Annotated in this window: 18 protein-coding genes; all 18 read right to left on the reverse strand. The window is 36.2% G+C overall.

All coding sequences use genetic code 11. From position 1 onward, the window contains the following. Positions 1-194: 194 nt before the first annotated feature. Positions 195-1,349, reverse strand: a complete 1,155-nt coding sequence (locus Q1A31_RS05190) for an aminotransferase class I/II-fold pyridoxal phosphate-dependent enzyme (RefSeq protein WP_299873328.1) — start codon at positions 1,347-1,349, stop codon at positions 195-197. A 52-nt stretch (positions 1,350-1,401) separates the two neighbouring features. Next, positions 1,402-2,271 (reverse strand): sulfotransferase, encoded by an 870-nt coding sequence (locus Q1A31_RS05195; protein ID WP_299873331.1) that lies wholly within the window; start codon positions 2,269-2,271, stop codon positions 1,402-1,404. Continuing rightward, positions 2,271-3,500, reverse strand: a complete 1,230-nt coding sequence (locus Q1A31_RS05200) for a glycosyltransferase family 4 protein (protein WP_299873334.1) — start codon at positions 3,498-3,500, stop codon at positions 2,271-2,273. The genes Q1A31_RS05195 and Q1A31_RS05200 overlap by 1 nt, the downstream gene beginning before the upstream one ends. Before the next feature lie 6 nt (positions 3,501-3,506). Next, the gene (gene wecB, locus Q1A31_RS05205; protein WP_299873337.1) at positions 3,507-4,661 is read right to left on the reverse strand and encodes a non-hydrolyzing UDP-N-acetylglucosamine 2-epimerase; all 1,155 of its coding nucleotides are present in this window, start codon (positions 4,659-4,661) and stop codon (positions 3,507-3,509) included. A 2-nt stretch (positions 4,662-4,663) separates the two neighbouring features. Further along, positions 4,664-5,773, reverse strand: a complete 1,110-nt coding sequence (locus tag Q1A31_RS05210; protein WP_299873340.1) for an NAD-dependent epimerase/dehydratase family protein — start codon at positions 5,771-5,773, stop codon at positions 4,664-4,666. Between the two features lie 123 nt (positions 5,774-5,896). Next, positions 5,897-6,910: an SDR family NAD(P)-dependent oxidoreductase gene (locus tag Q1A31_RS05215; protein WP_299873343.1), complete on the reverse strand. Its 1,014-nt coding sequence runs from the start codon at positions 6,908-6,910 to the stop codon at positions 5,897-5,899. 61 nt (positions 6,911-6,971) lie between these two features. Then, positions 6,972-7,808, reverse strand: a complete 837-nt coding sequence (locus Q1A31_RS05220; RefSeq protein WP_299873345.1) for a glycosyltransferase family 2 protein — start codon at positions 7,806-7,808, stop codon at positions 6,972-6,974. A gap of 20 nt (positions 7,809-7,828) precedes the next feature. Then, positions 7,829-8,866 carry a hypothetical protein gene (locus Q1A31_RS05225; RefSeq protein ID WP_299873348.1) on the reverse strand — a complete coding sequence of 346 codons (1,038 nt, stop codon included), beginning with the start codon at positions 8,864-8,866 and terminating at the stop codon, positions 7,829-7,831. An 89-nt stretch (positions 8,867-8,955) separates the two neighbouring features. Next, positions 8,956-9,939 carry an AAC(3) family N-acetyltransferase gene (locus tag Q1A31_RS05230; protein ID WP_299873351.1) on the reverse strand — a complete coding sequence of 328 codons (984 nt, stop codon included), beginning with the start codon at positions 9,937-9,939 and terminating at the stop codon, positions 8,956-8,958. A 70-nt stretch (positions 9,940-10,009) separates the two neighbouring features. Then, positions 10,010-11,038, reverse strand: a complete 1,029-nt coding sequence (locus Q1A31_RS05235; protein ID WP_299873354.1) for an EpsG family protein — start codon at positions 11,036-11,038, stop codon at positions 10,010-10,012. 81 nt (positions 11,039-11,119) lie between these two features. Then, positions 11,120-11,974, reverse strand: coding sequence for a glycosyltransferase family 2 protein (locus Q1A31_RS05240; RefSeq protein ID WP_299873357.1), 855 nt, complete (start codon positions 11,972-11,974; stop codon positions 11,120-11,122). A 63-nt stretch (positions 11,975-12,037) separates the two neighbouring features. Then, positions 12,038-13,075, reverse strand: coding sequence for a bifunctional 2-polyprenyl-6-hydroxyphenol methylase/3-demethylubiquinol 3-O-methyltransferase UbiG (locus tag Q1A31_RS05245; RefSeq protein WP_299873360.1), 1,038 nt, complete (start codon positions 13,073-13,075; stop codon positions 12,038-12,040). Positions 13,076-13,128: 53 nt separating this feature from the next. Further along, positions 13,129-14,637 carry a flippase gene (locus Q1A31_RS05250; protein ID WP_299873363.1) on the reverse strand — a complete coding sequence of 503 codons (1,509 nt, stop codon included), beginning with the start codon at positions 14,635-14,637 and terminating at the stop codon, positions 13,129-13,131. A gap of 108 nt (positions 14,638-14,745) precedes the next feature. After that, positions 14,746-15,342 (reverse strand): adenylyl-sulfate kinase, encoded by a 597-nt coding sequence (cysC, locus tag Q1A31_RS05255; protein WP_299873366.1) that lies wholly within the window; start codon positions 15,340-15,342, stop codon positions 14,746-14,748. A gap of 46 nt (positions 15,343-15,388) precedes the next feature. Next, a complete protein-coding gene (locus Q1A31_RS05260) occupies positions 15,389-16,360 on the reverse strand; it encodes a DHH family phosphoesterase (RefSeq protein ID WP_299873369.1) in 972 nt (323 codons plus the stop codon). Positions 16,361-16,397: 37 nt separating this feature from the next. Continuing rightward, positions 16,398-17,582, reverse strand: coding sequence for a nucleotide sugar dehydrogenase (locus Q1A31_RS05265; protein ID WP_299873372.1), 1,185 nt, complete (start codon positions 17,580-17,582; stop codon positions 16,398-16,400). 227 nt (positions 17,583-17,809) lie between these two features. Next, positions 17,810-19,084, reverse strand: a complete 1,275-nt coding sequence (gene tviB / locus Q1A31_RS05270) for a Vi polysaccharide biosynthesis UDP-N-acetylglucosamine C-6 dehydrogenase TviB (protein ID WP_299873375.1) — start codon at positions 19,082-19,084, stop codon at positions 17,810-17,812. A 437-nt stretch (positions 19,085-19,521) separates the two neighbouring features. After that, a complete protein-coding gene (gene cysC / locus Q1A31_RS05275) occupies positions 19,522-20,124 on the reverse strand; it encodes an adenylyl-sulfate kinase (RefSeq protein ID WP_299873377.1) in 603 nt (200 codons plus the stop codon). Positions 20,125-20,177 lie beyond the last annotated feature (53 nt).

A 20,177-nucleotide genomic window follows, 5' to 3' on the forward strand; every position in this document is an offset into this window, starting at 1 on the left:
TTTCGCGCAAATTTATTTGATGGCAGGACTCCATTAACTTCAACAGCGAGAAGCCTTTTTGTAATAGATGACTTAAGTAAAGTTAATAAACTACCTTGGTTAGTAAACTGCTAAAGATAATAGTTCATTTCAAGATTTACAGAAGTCATTCGTATTAACATATAAACATTTTTTGAAACAAATTGAAGATAATTTTATGCAGAGTCAATGATAAAATCAGAATGCTTTTCTAGAAAATCAAACACATTGTTAATATTCGATGGTGTCGTAGGTAAGTTAACAACATGTTCAGATAAATATGTGGCTACAGGAAAATCATCGCTATTAAATTTCCAAAGAGATAAATCGCCTTCTACCGGATGTAAGGGGGAAACAAACCATTCACCTAGTGCAATTCGTGCGGTTGTGGCAAGTTTCATAAATTCATCTCTATTCTTTACCAAAAGAGGATATTTTAAAAAGGAATGGTTTGGAAATAAATCTTCCGGAACATGATTTTTCTTTTTCTTTTTCAAAAATTTAGTATAGAGCAGGGCATTTTCTTTACGTTTTTGTAGATCATCCTCAAGCTTAGAAATGTTTCTCAAGCCTTCTTTAGCCTGCACGTCACTAAATGCTTTAAAGTAATCCTCAGGTATCTCTAGAGAAGTTATTTCTTCAGACGTTGATGAGCCAACAATATTTGTATTGTGGCTAAGCCAGCGATAAAAATTAACTAGAGGCCAGTAGGTGTAATTATTAATTAAATACCTTTTTACAAAGAAGAGTAGCTTTAAGTTTAAAAGTTCTTTCCAGGTTGGTGGCATGAGTTTCGCACTTAAGTCAGTAACTTTATCAGCAAACTCTTTATTATTAGTGACTAAATAACCACCAATACCTGTAGAAAAAGGTTTATTCCATTGGGTGGAATATATAGCAGCATCACAAGATAAGCCATTCGGGGTGCCATTATAAGTTCCTCCGAAACCATGGGTGCAATCTTCAACAGTAAATATGCCATGTTTCTTAGCAAGACTAGTTAATTGTTCTAAATCAGAAGAAAGCCCATAAGTATTTTGGCAAATGATCACCTTGGTACGATTTGTTATGGCTTTTTCTATGTGAGGAATATCAAAATTATAGGTATCAGTAGATACGTCAACATAGATAGGTGTAGCACCTAAATAAAGGATTGCATTGGGTACTACAACACAAGTGAAAGCAGGCAGGATAACTTCATCTCCTTCTCCTACATCCATTGATTTTAATAAACTATATAGGCCTACACGAGCTTTCCAATAAAAGAATAACTTACCATCATAGTCCTGTAAGTACTCTCTAATATTATTTTTAAATTTATCTAACGGCATTGCATAACTCTAATTTAATTGTTTCAGGCTCCCTATATTCTATATGTCGATGTTAAAGATTTTCTTTTCTATAGCCTAATTTTATCATTGTATCTTTAATTAGTGGGTTTATACGATCTAATGTCTCATTGTTTAATGATTGTTTCCACTTTCCAACGCTTTTCTTTGATACTCTGGAGACGAACTCTTTAAGATGTGCTTTGTCAAACTCGATACCAATTTCTTCTAATATTGTTTGAAGTTCAGTTTCAGGCTTATCGACAAAGTTTTCATAGCTGACTCTGGTTATTCTCTCTTTGGGGATATTTCTAAAGTCATCTTCCGACTTTTCTACGCATTGTTTCCATTGAATTGCACATATTTCATCTAATGTATTTTTTTTTAAAAGATGCTGTAAATCTTTTAGTTGAGGTCCCCAAAAGGCGAGCCTCTTTTCTTGTGAAAAGACACGATATATTCTGCTCCAGAAATATCTAGTAGCATAATAAGGTAAATCAAAAAAAGGGACATATCTCACTTTTTTAAGCAGGTAAGGTATGTCTAGTTTTGCGGTCCACCTGAGATTTGCAGAGGCTATAACATCTAGCCCATTTCTTGTAATATATATATAGTGGGCATCGGGAATAACTTGATCAACAAAGCCCACACGGAGCGAGTTTGCGCAGGTTTTTTCTATCACATATTTCAAATCTTTTTGCTGAGCGAGTTTTTTAAATTGCTTGCGTATATAAGTTTTAATAGTGGGTGTTGCAAGCGTAGCAGCAAATTCATCTGTTTCAGAGCGGATGTTGCCATGTCTCCATATATAATTGATCTCATCGCATGGCCAAGTGCCGACGTTGTCGATAGAGGATAAAATATCTCGTAACATGTTTGTGCCAGAACGAGGTGCACCAATGATTATTATAGTCTTGTATGTCATTATTTTGTTTTATGGTTTTTAAAAAGTGATACCCATTTAGGCAAAACATATTGCATGCTGAAATTTATTCTTGAAAAGTCGGATACATTCTTTCTTATTTCTTCTAATCTCTCGTTATTTTTATAGAGATCTTCTATTAGATTGGCTAGTTTTTTAGCATCGCCTTGTTTAACAGCAATGCCCAAGTTATTTATAATTACTGATTCAGATAGCTCGCTGGTTAATTCTGCCATTACAGCAACAGGGATGCCTTCGCACATATAAGTCATTGTTTTGGAAGGGTATGCGTATTTATAAATGCCTTCATTGAGTGTAATTAAACAAAGTTGTGAATCTGCAATTAAAGCTCTTGCAATTTCTATGGGTTGATGGCCAAAAAATTTTATTGTTTTTCCTAGATTTTCCCCTGCCATGTCTTCTAAAGGCAGTTTTGATACGCCTTCACCCAGAAAAACAAATTCAACACTATCATGTTTATGCAAATAATGAGCTGTTTCAATGATAGATTCCAGTCCTTGAAAGCGACCAATATTTCCAGCAAATAATACTCTGAATATACCTTTAGGACGAATCATGTCTATTGGGATATTGTTATTTTGTTTCTCTGCTGTTTGGTTTTTATCTAGAAATGGCACTAATTCAAAATTATTAATGATATGAATGTTTTTGCCATGACAGCCTCGTTCAATTAGTGATTGTTTCATATCTTGAGATAACACAACCGTAGCTACAGCGTTATCACAGGTTTTCTTGTCAATGCGCTTTAATAAACTTAGGAGATACTTGTTTTTTAAGTGCCCACTAACTAGCGCTACTTCGGGGTAAATGTCCTGACAATGATAAATGTACTTTGCGCCTACGATTTTACATGCGTATCTTACCGCAAGACCACCTATAAGTGGGGGGGTGGTCGCTATCATTACAGTATCGGGCTTTTCTTTTAGAAGCTGAATGAATAGTTTAAAAGTAAAGGTTAACATACCGACAATGCGAGAAATAAAGCTAGATTTATTTTCAGCTTTTAACTTGAGGCGTTTTACCGTAAACCCGTCAATTTTCTCAATCCAGGGTTGCTGCTCTATTACGTAATTGTTCTTATAGGAAGGTTGGGTTGATATAACGGTTACGTCATGTTTATCTTTAGCTAAGCAACCTGCTATATGTCTTAGCATCACTGCATAAGGGGGAGTGTCAGGCCAAAAAAAGCGATGTACGAGAGTAATTTTCAAAATTTATTAATTCCAATCGTAACGGCTAAAATCTTCAAGGTTGCGCCAACGATTTGTAAGCTTTGCTGTGCCTTGTATTAATTTAAGCACACGTAACGAAGTATTATTGATTTGATACTCTACTGGGGTTTCCTTAATTGGATAAAGTTTACCCTCTTGAGTAACTATCTCCACAGCTTGTAGCAATACATCTTTATCTAGGCCAGATAAAATAATACTTCCCGTATCTAATGCTTCCGGTCTTTCAATGGATTGTCTTAGAGTCACCGCAGGAAAATCCAGCATGGAAGATTCTTCACTAATCGTGCCACTATCAGAAATAGCACAGAAAGAGTCGACTTGAAGCTTATTGTAATCATGAAAACCAAAAGGTTTCAGGAAGCGAATATCCCCAATATTTTCACCTAGACCAGCTTGTTCTAATCGAGCTTTGGTGCGTGGGTGTGTAGAAACAATTACTGGTAGTTTAAAGTGTTCGTTTAATGCAGTTAAGCACTCAACGACTCTTATGAGGTTATCAAGGCTGTCTACATTTTCCTCTCGATGAACGCTAACAATAAAATATTCTTTAGGTTTTAAATTCAGCTCACTAAGTATTTTTGATTTATTAATACTTTCTTTGTGTGTGTCTAAAACCTCTTTCATCGGAGAGCCAGTAAGGTAGGTAAAACGATGAGATAAGCCTTCGGCAAGCAAGTGTCTTCTTGCGTGCTCGGTATATACCAAATTAAAGTCACTGATGTGATCTACCATTTTACGGTTTATTTCTTCTGGTACATTCGCATCAAAACTACGGTTGCCAGCTTCCATGTGGTAAGTTGGTATTTTCATTCGTTTGGCCATCAATAAGCCAATAGCGCTGTTAGTGTCTCCAAGGGCGAGTACTGCATCGGGTTTTTCTTTGAGTAATACTTCTTCTGTTTTTATCAGAATTTCACCTAGTACTTTACCTAGTGAGGAAGTGTCTACCTCAAGGAAGTAGTCGGGTTTTTTTACACTAAGGTCATCAAAAAAGACTTGATTGAGTTCGTGGTCATAGTTTTGCCCAGTATGCACAAGCACATGATCTGTGAACTTTTCTAAGGCAGACATTACAGATGCGAGTCGAATAATTTCTGGCCTAGTGCCTAGAATAGTGAGTACTTTTAGTTTTTTGGGCATAATTAGACCTCTTTAAAATAAGTATCTGGTTTTTCTCTATCAAAAACCTCGTTTGCCCACAGCAATAAAATCATTTCTTCGCTTCCAGTATTGCTTATGTCATGGGTGTAGCCAGGAATCATTTCAACCACCTGTATTTTCTGGTCACTGACTTTATATTCTATGACTTCATCACCATGAATTTGGCGTAGTCTAATACTTGCTTCGCCTTTTACAACCATGAATTTTTCATTTTTAGTATTGTGATAATGATTGCCTCGAGTTACACCCGGGGCCGAGGTTGATATTGAGAATTGGCCGCTATCATGGGTTTTTAAAAACTCATAAAAAGTGCCTCTTTCGTCCTTGTAACCTTCAATTTCATAAGCAAATTTATCGGTTGGGAGAAAACTCAAATAGGTCGCATATAATGCCCTAAGGAACCCTCTTCCGACTGGGGGTGTTAGCAAGCTCTTTCGACTTTTAACAAACTCAGATAATAAGTTACTGATAGAACCAAGGCTTTCACGATAAACAGGAGATACACCTTCATGAGAAATGCCAGATTTGCCTGTTTCGTCTATATGTCTAATAAAGTGTTCTATAACATCGTCAATATAAACGAGATCGAGCTCGATATTTTTATCGCTAATCTCAATAGGTATATCTCTTGAGATGTTATGACACCATGTTGCAATTACGGTGTTGTAGTTAGGCTTCGACCATTTGCCGAATACATTGGGTAAACGATATATATAAACAGCAGCTCCCGATTTTTCTGCGTATTCTTGCAGAGCAATTTCACTGCCTAGTTTACTTTTGCCATAGTCATTATCTCGTTCAACTTGAGTTGAAGAGCTAATAAGAAGTGGCGTCTTTTTTCCAGATTTTAATAATAAGTTGACGAGTTGTTGGGTTAACGCTTCATTGCCTTGATAAAATTCTTGAATGTCTTTAGGACGATTTATTCCTGCAAGGTGAAATATAAAATCAGCAGAGTTAACAAAGTTTTCAAGATCATCTATTGTGGATGATCTGGTAAAAGTTATTACTTCTACTCCGTCGATTCTATGAAGGTTTTCGAGAAGATTTTTGCCAATAAATCCATTGCTGCCGGTAACGCCGATTTTCATATCTATGCCTAATATTAACTATTTGATAGTTAGCATTTTAAAATAATGGAAGTATCTATTGCAAAAAAGTGCCCCAAAGTAGGGGGGTGTGATTATAAGTTAGAAACTAGTGCTATTCCAATATTATGAAGTATGTGAAGCAAGTTCCTCTTGCACTTCCGGTAAGGTAAGTAACAACTCTTTAACTTCTGCAATATTTAACTGATTTGTATTGTCTGAGGTGTAATCCTCATTGGGAATATCAATATCACCTTCAGAAAAATATTTTTTATAGTTTAAATCTCTACTATCCATGCTGATCTGATAGTAATCACCATGATCAATTGAGCGGGATAGTTCTTCGGCCGATGCTAGGGCCTCATACATCTTTTCACCGTGACGAACGCCAATCATTTGTTGTTCCACATCGGAGTTAAATAATTCGCATAAGGCCGTGGCAAGGTCAGAAACGGTACAAGCAGGTGCTTTTTGAATGAAAATATCACCCTGAATAGCATGTTCAAAAGCATAATTAACTAAATCTACAGATTGAGGTAAAGACATTAAGTATCTAGTCATTTGAGGTGCAGTAATGGTTAGAGGGGTGCCTTCTTTGATGCATTTGATGAATAACGGAATGACTGAGCCTCTGGAGTACATAACATTGCCATAACGAACACAGGATATAACTGTTTCATCCTGATCTAAATTTCTAGCATGAGATTGAGCTACCTTTTCCATCATGGCTTTACTCATACCCATTGCATTTACTGGATAAACCGCTTTATCTGTACTTAAACAAACAATACTTTTAACTTGATTTTCAACGGCGGCACGAATTGTATTATCACTACCTTGAATATTGGTCAGAACCGCCTGCATGGGGAAAAATTCACAAGATGGAACTTGTTTCAAAGCACCTGCGTGAAAGACATAATCAATACCTTTCATTGCAGATTTGATACTTGCGTAATCTCTTACATCTCCAATGTAGAATTTTAAGCGGTCATCATTGTAGTTTATACGCATATGCTCTTGTTTGGTTTCATCTCTGCTGAAAACTCGAACTTCGGCGCAACCTTTAGAGAGAAGACTATCAACCATTGTTTTACCAAAAGAGCCAGTACCGCCAGTAATTAATATTTTTTTATTTAGCATTAGTAATTTATTTCTAAGTTAAAAGAGAATTGTTTAATTAGGAGTGATTTTAGATAACGGACTAGATAATATCTTTCCAAATTAGATATGATTTCTTGGATTGTTCATATCTCCAGCGACTTGTACTTTTTTTGAAAGACGCCCCTTCGGCATGCAGTACTAATAGTTCTTTATCATAAAAATTTTTCCCACTTGCTTTTAATACTTGATCAGATAGAAGCGCCTCTTCTCCACCAAGGAAAACTCTGTCATCAAGCCGGCGTATTTTTTTGAAAAATACAATTGGTAGTATGTAGCAAGCACCTATTCCTTGATAGATAAACATTGAATCATGTTCAATAGGTGGCTTAGAGTAACTTCTTCGCATTTTAGTCACAAAGCGTATAAAAAGCGACATAGGGTAGCTATTGAAGTAAACTTTATAAATGAGTTTTCTTAAAGGTGAAAAGCGTTTTAATACGTGAGGGTTTTGCTTTACTCCATCGAAGGTAATTACATTCGGAGATATCACTAATGTATCCGAAGAATACTTTTTAGCAAAGTATAAAGATAAAAAGTTTTTATCAAAGACTAAATCATTGTTGCATATGATAACTGAAGTGCTTTTTTCAAGAATTTCATTATAGTAATTATCGATTGCTATATTAAATGCTGGGAAATATCCTATGTTACTGGAGGACTCAATAATCTCGATAAATTCATTTTCTCCACAAAAATCTTTGATTGCCTCAATATCTTCAGTTTCTGAAGCATTATCTACGATTATTATCTTTGATTTAAAGAGCGAGGTTTGTTGACTTAATATGCTTTCCACACACTTTATCGTATCGCTTGCCCCATTATAATTGACCATTATAAATAGGACATTATCAGTATAATTTTTTTTTGATTGCTTCATTGTATTAACCATTAATTACTTTATTCAACAATAACTTTAAATACTTTTTTTCTAATTCCTATGAGTCCTTGTGAAGAGAAATACTGTATAGGAGTGTTGTCGCTATTATAAGAAAACTCAATAAGGCCCGCTTGAAAGTATTTTACAAAAAATCGCATACCAAAAAAATCTTTTTTATATTTCGAAATTAGTTTAAGCTGGTCATTAGCTACTTCTAATATTTGAGATTCTGCAGATGATTGTGAAGGGCATAATTCAGATGTCGATCCAATTAAAACAGTTTCACCTAGAGTTGCAGAATAGTAAGAGGGGCCATTAACATTTCCTATTATAGTTCGCGCCAACGAATCTCTCTCGATCTTTAGTACATGGTTTTGTACGAATTCCGCATCCATTGCATAATAAATATTATTTTTTGTAAAGCAGGGAGTGATTGCTCTCCATGTCTCATCTCCACGACCAATTATTTCAAATGAAGAGAAGTCATTATAGGTTCGACCAATAAGGCATTCGGTTCCAATATCACCAGTTAAAACCCATATGGAATTATCAAAACTATCGTAATGGACACCATGTATATGTCTTATTTCGTTGGAATCAAAAGTATAAGCTACGGTTGCGACTTTGCTTCCACTTTTAAGTTTATATACCCTCATTTCTTTTCTTTCAGGATTACTTATATATTCACCAAAATAAAGCGTACTTTTTAAAGTTTTTGCCACTCCACCCCGTAAAATTTTAAAAGGTCTATCTACTCCTTTAATCATCGACCATTTGCCATCTGACAACACAAACTGCCATTTATTAAAACAAACAAAAAGTTCGTTTTCTGATATAGGTACGATATTGTAAATTTTTAATCTTAATAATCGTGAAATTATAGATGAATTTGATAGTATTCTATGCTTAAAACTGACTGGTACTGTTCCAAGATAATTTATTTTATCTGTTAAAAAGTCATAAAAATAAATCTTAGGACCTTTGCTTAAATATAAACCCTTTTCGAGTTGATATTGGACTGTAAAGCCTTTCAAGTGAGGCTGGTTTTCTAATTTCATAAGATATTGTTATCTTCATATTTGAGAGGTAGATATTATACTAATAATTGTCAATATATTAAATTTGATGGCTGTAGTTGGCTTTAGAACTATTTGAGTAACCATTTAATATACCAAGGGATATAGTAAGGATAACCACAGTGCTTTTTTTGATTAAGAAAGTCAATTAAGTCCTTGCTTTGGCAAACAGCTAGGTTCAATCCTCCTTGTGTTTTTTCATATTGAAATATATTGTTTTTCTTGAGATCATAATTCAATCTCTTTTCACAGTAGAATAATGCCCATTTAGGGTCCCGTTCATTTATATTAATTTCAGTCTTCTCAAGGCCATTGATAATATTAAACTTTCTATTTCGATACCAGTTTTTGATTGGCCACTCGGTTTCGAAAAGATCCTCGGCAGTATGTATCATCGTTAAGCTATGAGCGACATCTATATCAATCATTATAATTTTAGCGTTTAAATTTAAGCATTGCTCCCATGGGGTATTTGAACCACAAGGATAGTTAACCGTTTTATCATCTTCACCTATTATCTGTTTTGCTCTAAAGCCTCTTGCAGCTAAAGTGTTTATCGGTATTGAGCTATGGTAGACATCCTCTTGTCTAACGAAGTAACGAGGTAAGAGGCCTGTCCAAATCTTGTTTTTTCGTTTATTAAATTCAAACGGCTTTTCAAAGTTAGAATAATCAAAGCGTTCAAATTTCTCAGGTGATTCTTTGTGTTTGGGAAAAGCCGGAAATACTAGAGTGCCTTTCGATTTTATAATTGACTCTAAAGACCGAATTATGTCATCAGGTTTATGGCCATCTTTATTTAGTTTTGTCGTTGATGAGTGAACTAGTATAGTGTCGCCTTCATCTATTCCCATTTTTATCAAAGAAGAGCGCATTTCATCAAGTAAAGAAGAGTTTTTTTCAATTTTCATTGGAACTATATTTTTTGATTTTTTACGGGAGCGTGAAGAAATTCTGTTGCCAATATTGTGGAAAATACGGCTACGCCAATATAGATTTCTATACAAAATTTCAATTACTGGAAATTTTGCAATAATAATAGATGTGATTTTCATATGAGAGTAGTTATTGATAAGTTAATTTAAGTAAGATTCGGTTTAGATAAATGTGGCATGGTCATAGTTTTCAATTCGAAAATAGTAAATTGCTGAAGAGTATATAATCATAATCAAGTCCGGAGGCATAAAACAGTCCCAATAGGATTGATGTTGAAAGTGTATACGTACCTAAAATAATTTTATTGCGAGCAGATAAATAAGGAAGCATTGCACCGCATAATAAATATTTGACTATAAAAAGTGTTCTAAACACTCTGTTAAATTCATTTAAAATGAGTAAGCCGCCTAGAAGTGTTAACGATGCCAGCATAAATCTATATAGAGTATTTATTAGGTTAATTGTTTTGGAGTCATGGTTTATGATTTTTTTAATGAAGTAGTTGAATATAATGAGATCAAGAACAAGTACTGAACCCCAAGTTAATAAAGAATGAATTTTGCTGGTTTTTGACAGGTAATGTTGAGTGTTTCTTATTCCTGCAACGTTAGACATTATAACATCTAGCAGTAGTGGGGTTAAAATGAGAAAAACAACACTAGCAAATAAAACTATTTTTGAATATTGCTTTTTTTTATTAAAAAATACAATTAGTAATGGGATTATGTAAATAAAACCAAGGTAATGAAAACTTGAACCTATTGCTAATAATATCCCACTTTTTAAATATTTCTTCTCACTGAATTCGATTAGAGAGCTTAATAAGAAAAAGGTTAAAAATGTATTTCTTGTCTGAACAATATCTATAGGCATCGGGAAAATAAAGTAACAAAGTAGAGCAAAGCTCGCTACTTTATAATTACTAAAATATTTATAAAAAGTAATAGAAACAAAAACACCAAGAACAAGAAGAACGTTATTATAATTTCCGCCGTCAAAACTTTTAATAAAGTTAACTAACAAAGCGTAGCCGGGTTCGGCGTATGCCTGAACGTTTTCAAAAATTTTTACATAACCTTCGTAATCTTGATTGTCTCGATTGAAGGCAAAGAAAAGTCCTATTAAAATTATCAATGAGATATTAATAGGTTTTTTTGTCTTTAATCTTGAGTTTATAAAGCTAATAAACCCTATAATTAAAAAAAGAAATAATGCCATCAACTAAATATACCGTTATTTAATGTGAATAAACGCATATTTATTTAGATATTCTAGATAAATATGCGGCCATAATAGTAATTATCGATGAGCCCCTGTTGTGCCTTTAAAAAAGTGTTTAATGCCTGTCAAAATCATGCCGATATTCTGTAGTTTATTCTTTTCTAATAGCAAAATTGATAAGAATAGTTTTGTGATGTTGAGCGTTTTCCAGGTAAGGTATATAGGGTTTTTAAAAAAATATAATTTGCAAAGATATAGGTGATTTCTGAAAATGTAATACCTACGTAATGGAGAATGGGTATATGAGGGCGTAAGAAAACTAAATTTGTTATTTTCTTTCTTTTCACCAAGGGAATGGGACATAGTTGCTTGGGGTGCTTGGTAAAACTTGATACCTTTGTTTTTGAGTCTTAAGAAAAATTCAAAATCGACTGAATCAATAAAAAATTCTTCATTATAAAGTCCAAATTTTTTATAAATACTAGTATGAATAAGGTTGCCGGATGTTATGCCCATGTAAATTTCGATGCAGGGCTTTAAGATATCTTTAGGTGTGTTATAAGTAGAGAAAATACATGAGTTTTTTTGATCTTGGTTGTTTAGATTATCTGCGCAGTAGATCATTTTAGTGATCATATCAGATGACGCAACGCTGTCTTGATCCATTGTGATTACCCATTTGTAATTGTTTGTTAGAGCAAGTTCAACACCGCGGTTTAGTGCATAGGCTATTCCATAGTTTTCATCTAAAAATATTAAATCGATTTTTTTATCGTGGCTATATAGTGACTCTAAGTCTTTTGATACGTTTGATGTAGAGAAATTATTTACAATTACTATATGTTCAACTTGATGATAAATTGCTGTAATTGTTTTTTTACATTCGTTAATATTATTGTAGCTTATGACGATAGCGCAAACTTTATTATCCATGAATAATTTTTCTCTTTTTTAAATCAAGTGCTAGTAATGAGCGACAAAAAATAGTTACTTGTCTTATTTTTTCCACGCTTTAACCGTAATAAACTCACGACGAGCAGTGTTATGCTTAGCAATGTTATTTGATTTTTTTATCATACGGCTCAACTTTAAATTTGATTTGGTATATCCAGAGATCTTATTACTTTCTTTAAATGTATGTTTGCACGAAGGTTGGTATGCCTGAATCTCTATGTTAACGAAACCAGATAATTTTAAAGTTTTGTTCATAGACTCGAAGGAAAATATTGCTAGATGTCGAGGTGGTTCAAGACCACGCCAATTCGCTCCGAACACTCGATGACCTTCAGCTTCAGAATTAGGTGTATCTAGCCATAAAAAACCACCGGGTTTCAATAATCTATTGCATGCTTTTAATATGTCTATTGGCTGGTGCACATGTTCAATTATATGAGATAGTGTAATCACGTCGAATTGTTCAATTCTTGGGTCTAGTATGTCAATTCCGCCTAAACGCACATCAAGCCCTTGCATACAAGCGACATCTACAGCTTCTTGGTCAAAATCAACTCCTACAACATCCCAGCCTGCACTCCTTGCTTGTAATAAAAATTTCCCATTGCCGCACCCAAGGTCAAGCAATCGCATTCCAGGTTTCGCCTTGGGTAAATGACGCATAGTTGAGTCGAGAATTAACCGAGTGGTTGGCATTAAGTTTATAACCAAAATTCCTAGGATACTCGCAGGATGGTTTTTTGTTCCAAAGTTATAATTTATATAACCATTTACTAGTATCCTCTGTAGTTTTTTCAAGAGGCTTAGAGATGAGAAGCTGGCACGTTCGTCATGTGTGTAATAGTTTTTATAAGCTAAAGCAATAGTCTCAGGTGTCGGGCGTGGGTCCAAATAGGTGCTAGAGCAAGACGAGCATCTGTACATAGACCAATTTCCTGGAGCGTGAAATAAATTATTATCATTCAACTTTTCATGTAAAAGCTCTCTGCTTTTTGTGTCACATATAGGGCAACGAGGAACATACTCAAGACCATCTGAAGGCCATTTCTGGTGTTCATTTTTTATGTCGTTCATAGTCATCTAATAATCTCATTTTTATGCTTTGGTTGTCTTTGTTGTTTTATTTTTACTGTCTAATTAAAAGGTATTGTTTTTAAACGATTGCGTATCAGATCTCTTTCATCTGTGTTTAATATAATAAACCACGAAAAGATTGCGAAAACAAAAAGTACAATAATCAAGAATAAGACTTTAAGTAATGATGTTGAAATTATGGAGCCTAATACTAATATGAGCAATGCCACACTTAAAACATAAACGTGTCGCAGAGAAAATAGTGGTGTTGATGGTGATAATTTCTGCGCTATAAAAAATAGTGCGATAGCGTCAACTGTAGCACGTAACACCCAGGCTATTGCTGCTCCAACAATGCCGTAGGCGCCGAGTAACCACCATAAAACTAGTAGGTAGAATGGCAGTTCAGTTAAATGTAGCTTAGCAGTTAGATCTGGTCTGCCAGCTGCTTGAATTAAACCTAAAGGCACGTAAGCAAAACTGTTTATAAAGGCACCGATAACCAGCAGCTTCATAACCAAGCTGCTATTGAATGCAAACTCCTTGCCTACCCATAAAGACAGAGCTTCAAAAGAAAAAGTTACCATAATCAGAACGATAGGAAATAATATAATAAAGATATAGTTAATGGCTTGATTAAACAAGAATGCCGCTCGAGTTCGATCTTGTGCAAAAGAAGCTGCAAAGGCAGGGAATATAACCCCCATAAGAGCGTTAGAAATTATACTGAGCTTAGTAACTATTTCATTGGGTGTAGCATAGTAGGCCACTGCGGCCATAGTTACTACAGAGCCGATGATGAAACGATCCATGTAAACCAATATAGGCCCAACAATATAAGATATTGTCATCCAGCCTCCAAAACTAATCAAAGCCATAATCATGTCGCGACGTACTTTGACCATTTTTCGTAGTTTTGGCTCTACATTAAGGCATAAAGTCAAATAAACGCAGAAAAAAATTAGCCTGATAATAACCAGAACTGCTACAACTGGAATTAGGCTATCGGAGAAAGGTAGAACAGCCATAGGGCCCAGAAATGTAGATATTCCAAGTGGTATGCGGACGGCGTTGACTAGTCCAAAGCGCTGATGAGCTTCTAAAACGCCACGAAGCCCAGTTGTACTTATAACAATTGGAATAGAGGCTGCTAGCATATAAAGGGATATGATGGTTTCGGGCTGTAGTTTCAAAGGTATATTCAAGGCGTCACTTACTAACCACGAAGAAATCGCGCTAACAACAATCGCGCCTATCACTCCGAGTACCAGCATCATTGACATCGCCGTCCATATAAGTGAAGGAATGTCGTCGTTTTGTCCCTTGCCCAGTTTCTCTGCCACCAATTTAGTAAGTGCACGGCCAAGCCCTAGGTCAAATAAGCTGAAGTAGCCTACAACAACCCAGGCAAGTGTCAGTACCCCAAATCGTGCAGACCCTAGGCCTTTTATTAGTATTGGGATGGCAATGATCGCCACTAGAATGGGTATCACAGCACCTAAGAGGTTCCATATAACGTTACGAGCAAGTTTTCTGCCGCCGAGTAAGTTTGTATTTCTATCGGTCATTTTGAGTCAGATTTGATTTTTCAAGTGATAAAACATATTAAAATTTGGTCAAGAGTAGTTGCTTTTTGTAATTTTTATGAGAATATCTAATTATGTTTCTTTGTAATCTTATTTAATCAGCCTTTTGGATTGGAGGTTGCTGAGGATGTGCTCTACCTCTTCATCAATAGAGAGTTTATTAGTATTAACTACCATATCAGGTTTTATGGGTTCCTCGTAGGGTGCTGAAATTCCTGTAAAGTTTTCGATTTCACCAGCTCTGGCCTTTTTGTAGAGGCCTTTTGGGTCACGTTCTTCACAAATTTTTAGATCGCATTCACAATAAACTTCATAAAAATCCCCGTGAGGCAGTCGGCTTCTTACTTGCTCTCTATCTGTGCGATAAGGTGAAACAAATGCCGCAAGCACTATAGTGCCGGCTTCTACGAATAATTTGGCCACTTCGCCGATTCTGCGCATATTTTCATGACGATCCGCTTCTGTGAATCCTAAGTCAGAGCATAGGCCATGGCGTATGTTGTCTCCATCTAAAACAGTAACATTATGTCCTGAGTCAAATAGTTCTTTTTCGACAGCATTTGCTAGTGTTGATTTTCCAGAGCCTGACAAGCCTGTAAACCAGAGTACAAAGCTTTTATGTTTGTTTCTCTCTTGGCGTTGTTGTCTACTTATGTGGTTACTGTGCCAGTATACGTCTTTAGTCATAATTTATTCTGTTCTGTTGTTTGAGCGAGATTGTAAAAGCTGCTAATTACTGTGTGTAGGTTTTCTTTAATAGATCTACGAAGTTATCTAATTCACCTTCTGGAAGCTGATTTATTCCTGCGGCGCCTTTTCTGCCTCCGCCGCTTGGGAATTGTTTGCATAGTTCACTCGCGTGATCTAGGTTATTTAGTGGAGCACGTACACTAACAACATATCCGTCTTTTGGATTATTGCTTAATATGGCATGTGCTCTTTCTGGGTATTGATTGGCTAATTGGTTTCCAAACACGCCGCTTACTCTTCTTGCCCATATTTCATCGGGTAGTTTGTAAACCGCAATATTGGGGGTGGCAATTTCAGCTTTCAGGTTGCTTGTTTGTGCAATATCGTTATCGTAACCTGCTTGAAGTTCTAAATAGACTGAGCTTTTGTCTTCAATAAAATCTAAAGGCGAGGTATATGCAACCATTTTTTGGTAAAGGTCATCAGGCTTGAAATGTAAATCGTCAAGTGAGCTGCCATAACCATTGTAGTTGATGCTGATTCCTAGTCGTTTTAATTGACAAAGTTGATCTGAATTGATGGGTAAATTCTTTGCGGCTTTTTCTGCGCTTTGGTTTAGGTTATCACCAAAGGCGGCAACTACGGCCCATTCTTTGAATTTTCCTTTTAAGTAATCATCGACCAACAAGCTGGTGCATGTTTTTGGGGAGGTGTCGATAATGGCATTTAAGTTGGTGTGGTTTGGTATTTCGCCAGCCATGTGGTGATCGACATAAAAAATAGAAGCGCCTTCGGATAATAGGCGATTTAGGTCGCTAGTATTCTTCTCCATTGAGATGTCGAATACATTAACTTTATCTTCTTTGTTGGCAGAAACGCGATCAAGCAGTTTTATGTCGCGCTTTACACCTGTAACAAGTGTTGATTCTGCCGGGTGGGCGAGACGATATTGTATTAATGCGCATATGCCATCTGCATCGCCATTGAATACATCTATATTGTTCGAGTTGCTCATTTCTATTTCGTTAATTCAAGATTGCTTTAGGCTCTGGTTAAGAGTCATTACCAAAAAGGTCGCGTGTTACTACTTTGTTGGCGGTGTCTTGAATGTCGTCAGATAATCGGTTTGCAACGATTACGTCAGATTTTTCCTTGAAGGAGTTCAAATCTTTTATAACGGCCGAGCCTGAAAATTCATTTTCATGCAGCTCTGGCTCGAAGATTATCACTTCAACCCCTTGAGCCTTTAAGCGCTTCATGATCCCTTGGATAGATGAAGCTCTAAAATTATCAGATCCGCTTTTCATGATTAATCGATAGATGCCAACCACTTTAGGCTTTCTTTGCAGTACTAGCTCGGCAATAAAGTCTTTGCGGGTGCTGTTTGATTCAACGATGGCATTAATCAGGTTGCTTGGGACATCCTGGTAATTTGCTCTTAGTTGTTTCGTATCTTTGGGTAGGCAGTATCCGCCATAGCCAAATGATGGGTTGTTGTAGTGATTTCCTATCCGTGGGTCCAAGCCTACACCTTCTATAATCTGTTTCGTGTCTAGGCTGTGTATCTGTGCGTAGGTATCTAGTTCATTAAAATATGCAACTCGCATCGCTAAGTAGGTATTTGAGAATAACTTTATCGCTTCTGCTTCGGTAGAATCGCTTAAAAGTAGGGGGGTGTCTTTTTTAATAGCACCTTCGAGCAGTAAATCTGCAAATTGCTGGGCGCGGTCTGATTGTTCGCCAACAATAATGCGAGAGGGGTATAGATTGTCGTAAAGTGCCTGGCCTTCTCTTAAGAATTCCGGCGAGAATAGAATATTGTCTGTGCCTAGTTCTTCTTTTATTCTTTTTGTATAGCCCACAGGTACAGTGGACTTTATAACCATGATTGCTTCTGGGTTTATCGCTTTGACGTCTTTGATCACAGTTTCTACTGTCGAGGTATCGAAGTAGTTGGTTTCTGTGTCGTAATCGGTTGGCGTCGCGATGATGACGTAATCAGCGTTTTGATAGGCTTCGTGTTTATCAAGCGTAGCTTTTAGGCTGAGCGTTTTGTTTTTTAAGAAATCTTCGATTTCTACGTCTGATATCGGTGATATGCCGTTGTTGATTTGATCGACTTTTGCGGCGTCAATATCGAGCGCAATTACATCATTGTGTTGTGCCAGTAAAACTCCGTTAGAGAGTCCTACATAGCCTGTGCCCGCAATAGCAATTTTGAAACGCTTTTTGTTCATGATAAGTCTTTTCGGTAATTCCTTTTGTGCGGCGCATTCTAAACTTAATCGTGAATAGGGTGTAGTTTTATTTTAACTACGCATGATGCTACTCTAAAAAAGGCCTGTAAGTGGGGAGGTGCATAATGCTAAATATGCCTTGGTGGTCTGATGCCAGGTTCCTTGCTTTGAGTCCTTCATTGATTGAATTGATTATACTGGTTTTCGTAAGCTCAAAAAATTCTACTCTACAATCGCGCATCAACTAACTCACTTGGAAATAGGTATTTAATATCGTAGAGAATATGAGATTTTTTTCCAAGTGCTCTAATTCCATTAATATTCATTTCTTTGAATTCATCGTGAGCTACAGCAACTACAATAGCATCATACTTCCCTTCTTCTGGTTTGTTGATTAAATCAATGCCAAATTCTTCTTTTGCTTCTTCTTTATTAACCCAAGGGTCATAAACATGGGTATCTACATTGTATTCGTGAAAGGATTCAACGAGATCTACTATGCGTGTATTTCTTATGTCAGGACAGTTCTCTTTAAATGCTAGGCCCATTATTAGGATATTAGAATTAACAACTTCTACTTGTTTTTTAGTCATTAGTTTTATTACAGAATCAGCAACGTATTTACCCATTCCATCGTTTACTCGGCGACCAGCCAAGATTACTTCTGGGTGATAGCCTACAGACTGTGCTTTATGCGTTAAATAATAAGGGTCAACACCTATGCAGTGCCCTCCTACAAGCCCTGGTCTATAGGGGAGGAAATTCCATTTCGTTCCCGCTGCAATTAATACTTCTTCAGTATCAATGTCGAGTCGATTAAAGATTAATGCGAGCTCATTTATCAATGATATGTTTAAGTCTCGCTGGGTGTTCTCTATAACTTTTGATGCCTCGGCAACTTTTATACTGCTTGCTTTATGCGTGCCTGCTGTAATGATAGATTTGTAAAGCTCATCAACATAATCTGCTATTTCAGGGGTTGATCCAGAGGTGACTTTTTTAATGGTTGGAAGTCGGTGTTCTTTATCTCCTGGGTTAATACGTTCTGGGCTATAGCCGGCAAAGAAGTCTTCATTGAATTTTAGTCCAGATTCTTTTTCTAGAATGGGAATACAGACTTCTTCTGTAGCTCCAGGGTATACCGTTGATTCGTATATTACTATATCATTTTTCTTTAGTATTTTTCCAATGCTGGCACTTGAGGCTTCTAGCGGTGTTAAATCTGGGCGATTGAATTCGTCTATTGGGGTTGGTACTGTCACAATAAAAATATTGCATGCTGCTATATCATCTAATGTATCTGTGTATGTGGCTTTATGCGCTTGTGCCATTTCATCTGGGTCGACTTCTAAAGTATTATCATTACCAGATTTTAATTCAACGATTCTCGAATGATTAATATCAAAGCCAACAGTGGTGATTTTTTTGCCGAACTCAACGGCTAGTGGGAGTCCAACATAGCCTAGGCCGACGATTGCAATTTTTGCATTTTCCAAATTCATTCTTTTTCCCTGGTTGTTATTTTGCAATTTTAGAGTCAATTTCAAGCAAGTTGTGAGTATTAAGTAGATTTTTGTACTCTTTAATATAGTTGCTTAATCGATATGAGGCGATCACATCTGATGTTTAGTTAAGGTTACTAAAGTCAGAGGAGTATATTGTAGTTAAAAGTCTTTATTTTCTACTTAGGGTCTAAAATTACAGCTTTAAATTTTTTTAGCTAATATATTTTTTCATTATGCCTTGAATTGATGAAGCCCTAAAGTTGTCTGGTTCTCTTTTTTATTACTAAGCAGTATGTGGCTGAGAGTTGGAGCTTAAGTATAGTCATAAAACCCGTATCCTACATTTCTACCTAGATAATTGAAAAGAGTGTGATCGCAGAATTCTGCAAAGCCATTTGATGGTAGGGGTGATATAGCAGCTTATAATAAAAAGTTTAGTGATCTGCTATCAGTCCTTTGGCTTTAAGTCGCTCAATGATTGTATTTACCTCTGCATCTATAGTTAATTTAGAGGTGTTGATTACGATATCTGGCTTGATTGGTTCTTCATAGGGTGCAGATATACCTGTAAAATTCTCGATTTCCCCTTTGCGTGCGCGAGCATATAGGCCTTTAGGGTCGCGTTCCTCGCAAGTTTCAAGATCACACTTGCAGTAGACTTCGTGAAAGTCTCCATGTGGAAGTCGGCTCCTTACTCTTTCTCTATCTTCTCTGTAGGGGGATACAAATGCCGCTAGAACAATTGTGCCCGCCTCAACAAAAAGCTTTGAGACTTCGGATACTCTTCTCATATTTTCGTGTCGATCTTCCGCAGAAAAATGAAGGTCAGAGCAAAGCCCGTGACGAACGTTGTCACCATCAAGAACGATGACATTATGTCCGCTTTCAAATAAACGCTTCTCAACGGCATTGGCTAAAGAGGATTTGCCAGAACCAGATAATCCGGTAAACCATAAAACAAAGCTCTTATGGTTGTTTCTTTCCTGGCGGTGTTGCCTAGTTATGTAGTTGTCGTGCCAGTAAACGTCTTGTTTCATGATTTTCTCTTAAAAGCTTATGTCTCAATTAATTGTAACAGTTGATTATTGAT

The organism is uncultured Cocleimonas sp. (genome assembly GCF_947495625.1).
Classification (GTDB): domain Bacteria; phylum Pseudomonadota; class Gammaproteobacteria; order Thiotrichales; family Thiotrichaceae; genus Cocleimonas.

Bases quoted from the DNA above. Each gene is read 5' to 3' on its own strand.
- cysC (WP_299873366.1), bottom strand. From the start codon at position 15,342: ATGACTAAAGACGTATACTGGCACAGTAACCACATAAGTAGACAACAA.
- Q1A31_RS05195 (WP_299873331.1), bottom strand. From the start codon at position 2,271: ATGACATACAAGACTATAATAATCATTGGTGCACCTCGTTCTGGCACA.
- Q1A31_RS05230 (WP_299873351.1), bottom strand. From the start codon at position 9,939: ATGAAAATCACATCTATTATTATTGCAAAATTTCCAGTAATTGAAATT.
- Q1A31_RS05210 (WP_299873340.1), bottom strand. From the start codon at position 5,773: ATGAAAATCGGCGTTACCGGCAGCAATGGATTTATTGGCAAAAATCTT.
- Q1A31_RS05220 (WP_299873345.1), bottom strand. From the start codon at position 7,808: ATGAAGCAATCAAAAAAAAATTATACTGATAATGTCCTATTTATAATG.
- Q1A31_RS05215 (WP_299873343.1), bottom strand. From the start codon at position 6,910: ATGCTAAATAAAAAAATATTAATTACTGGCGGTACTGGCTCTTTTGGT.
- Q1A31_RS05190 (WP_299873328.1), bottom strand. From the start codon at position 1,349: ATGCCGTTAGATAAATTTAAAAATAATATTAGAGAGTACTTACAGGAC.
- Q1A31_RS05250 (WP_299873363.1), bottom strand. From the start codon at position 14,637: ATGACCGATAGAAATACAAACTTACTCGGCGGCAGAAAACTTGCTCGT.
- Q1A31_RS05245 (WP_299873360.1), bottom strand. From the start codon at position 13,075: ATGACTATGAACGACATAAAAAATGAACACCAGAAATGGCCTTCAGAT.
- Q1A31_RS05265 (WP_299873372.1), bottom strand. From the start codon at position 17,582: ATGAACAAAAAGCGTTTCAAAATTGCTATTGCGGGCACAGGCTATGTA.
- wecB (WP_299873337.1), bottom strand. From the start codon at position 4,661: ATGCCCAAAAAACTAAAAGTACTCACTATTCTAGGCACTAGGCCAGAA.
- cysC (WP_299873377.1), bottom strand. From the start codon at position 20,124: ATGAAACAAGACGTTTACTGGCACGACAACTACATAACTAGGCAACAC.
- Q1A31_RS05225 (WP_299873348.1), bottom strand. From the start codon at position 8,866: ATGAAATTAGAAAACCAGCCTCACTTGAAAGGCTTTACAGTCCAATAT.
- Q1A31_RS05240 (WP_299873357.1), bottom strand. From the start codon at position 11,974: ATGGATAATAAAGTTTGCGCTATCGTCATAAGCTACAATAATATTAAC.
- tviB (WP_299873375.1), bottom strand. From the start codon at position 19,084: ATGAATTTGGAAAATGCAAAAATTGCAATCGTCGGCCTAGGCTATGTT.
- Q1A31_RS05260 (WP_299873369.1), bottom strand. From the start codon at position 16,360: ATGAGCAACTCGAACAATATAGATGTATTCAATGGCGATGCAGATGGC.
- Q1A31_RS05235 (WP_299873354.1), bottom strand. From the start codon at position 11,038: ATGGCATTATTTCTTTTTTTAATTATAGGGTTTATTAGCTTTATAAAC.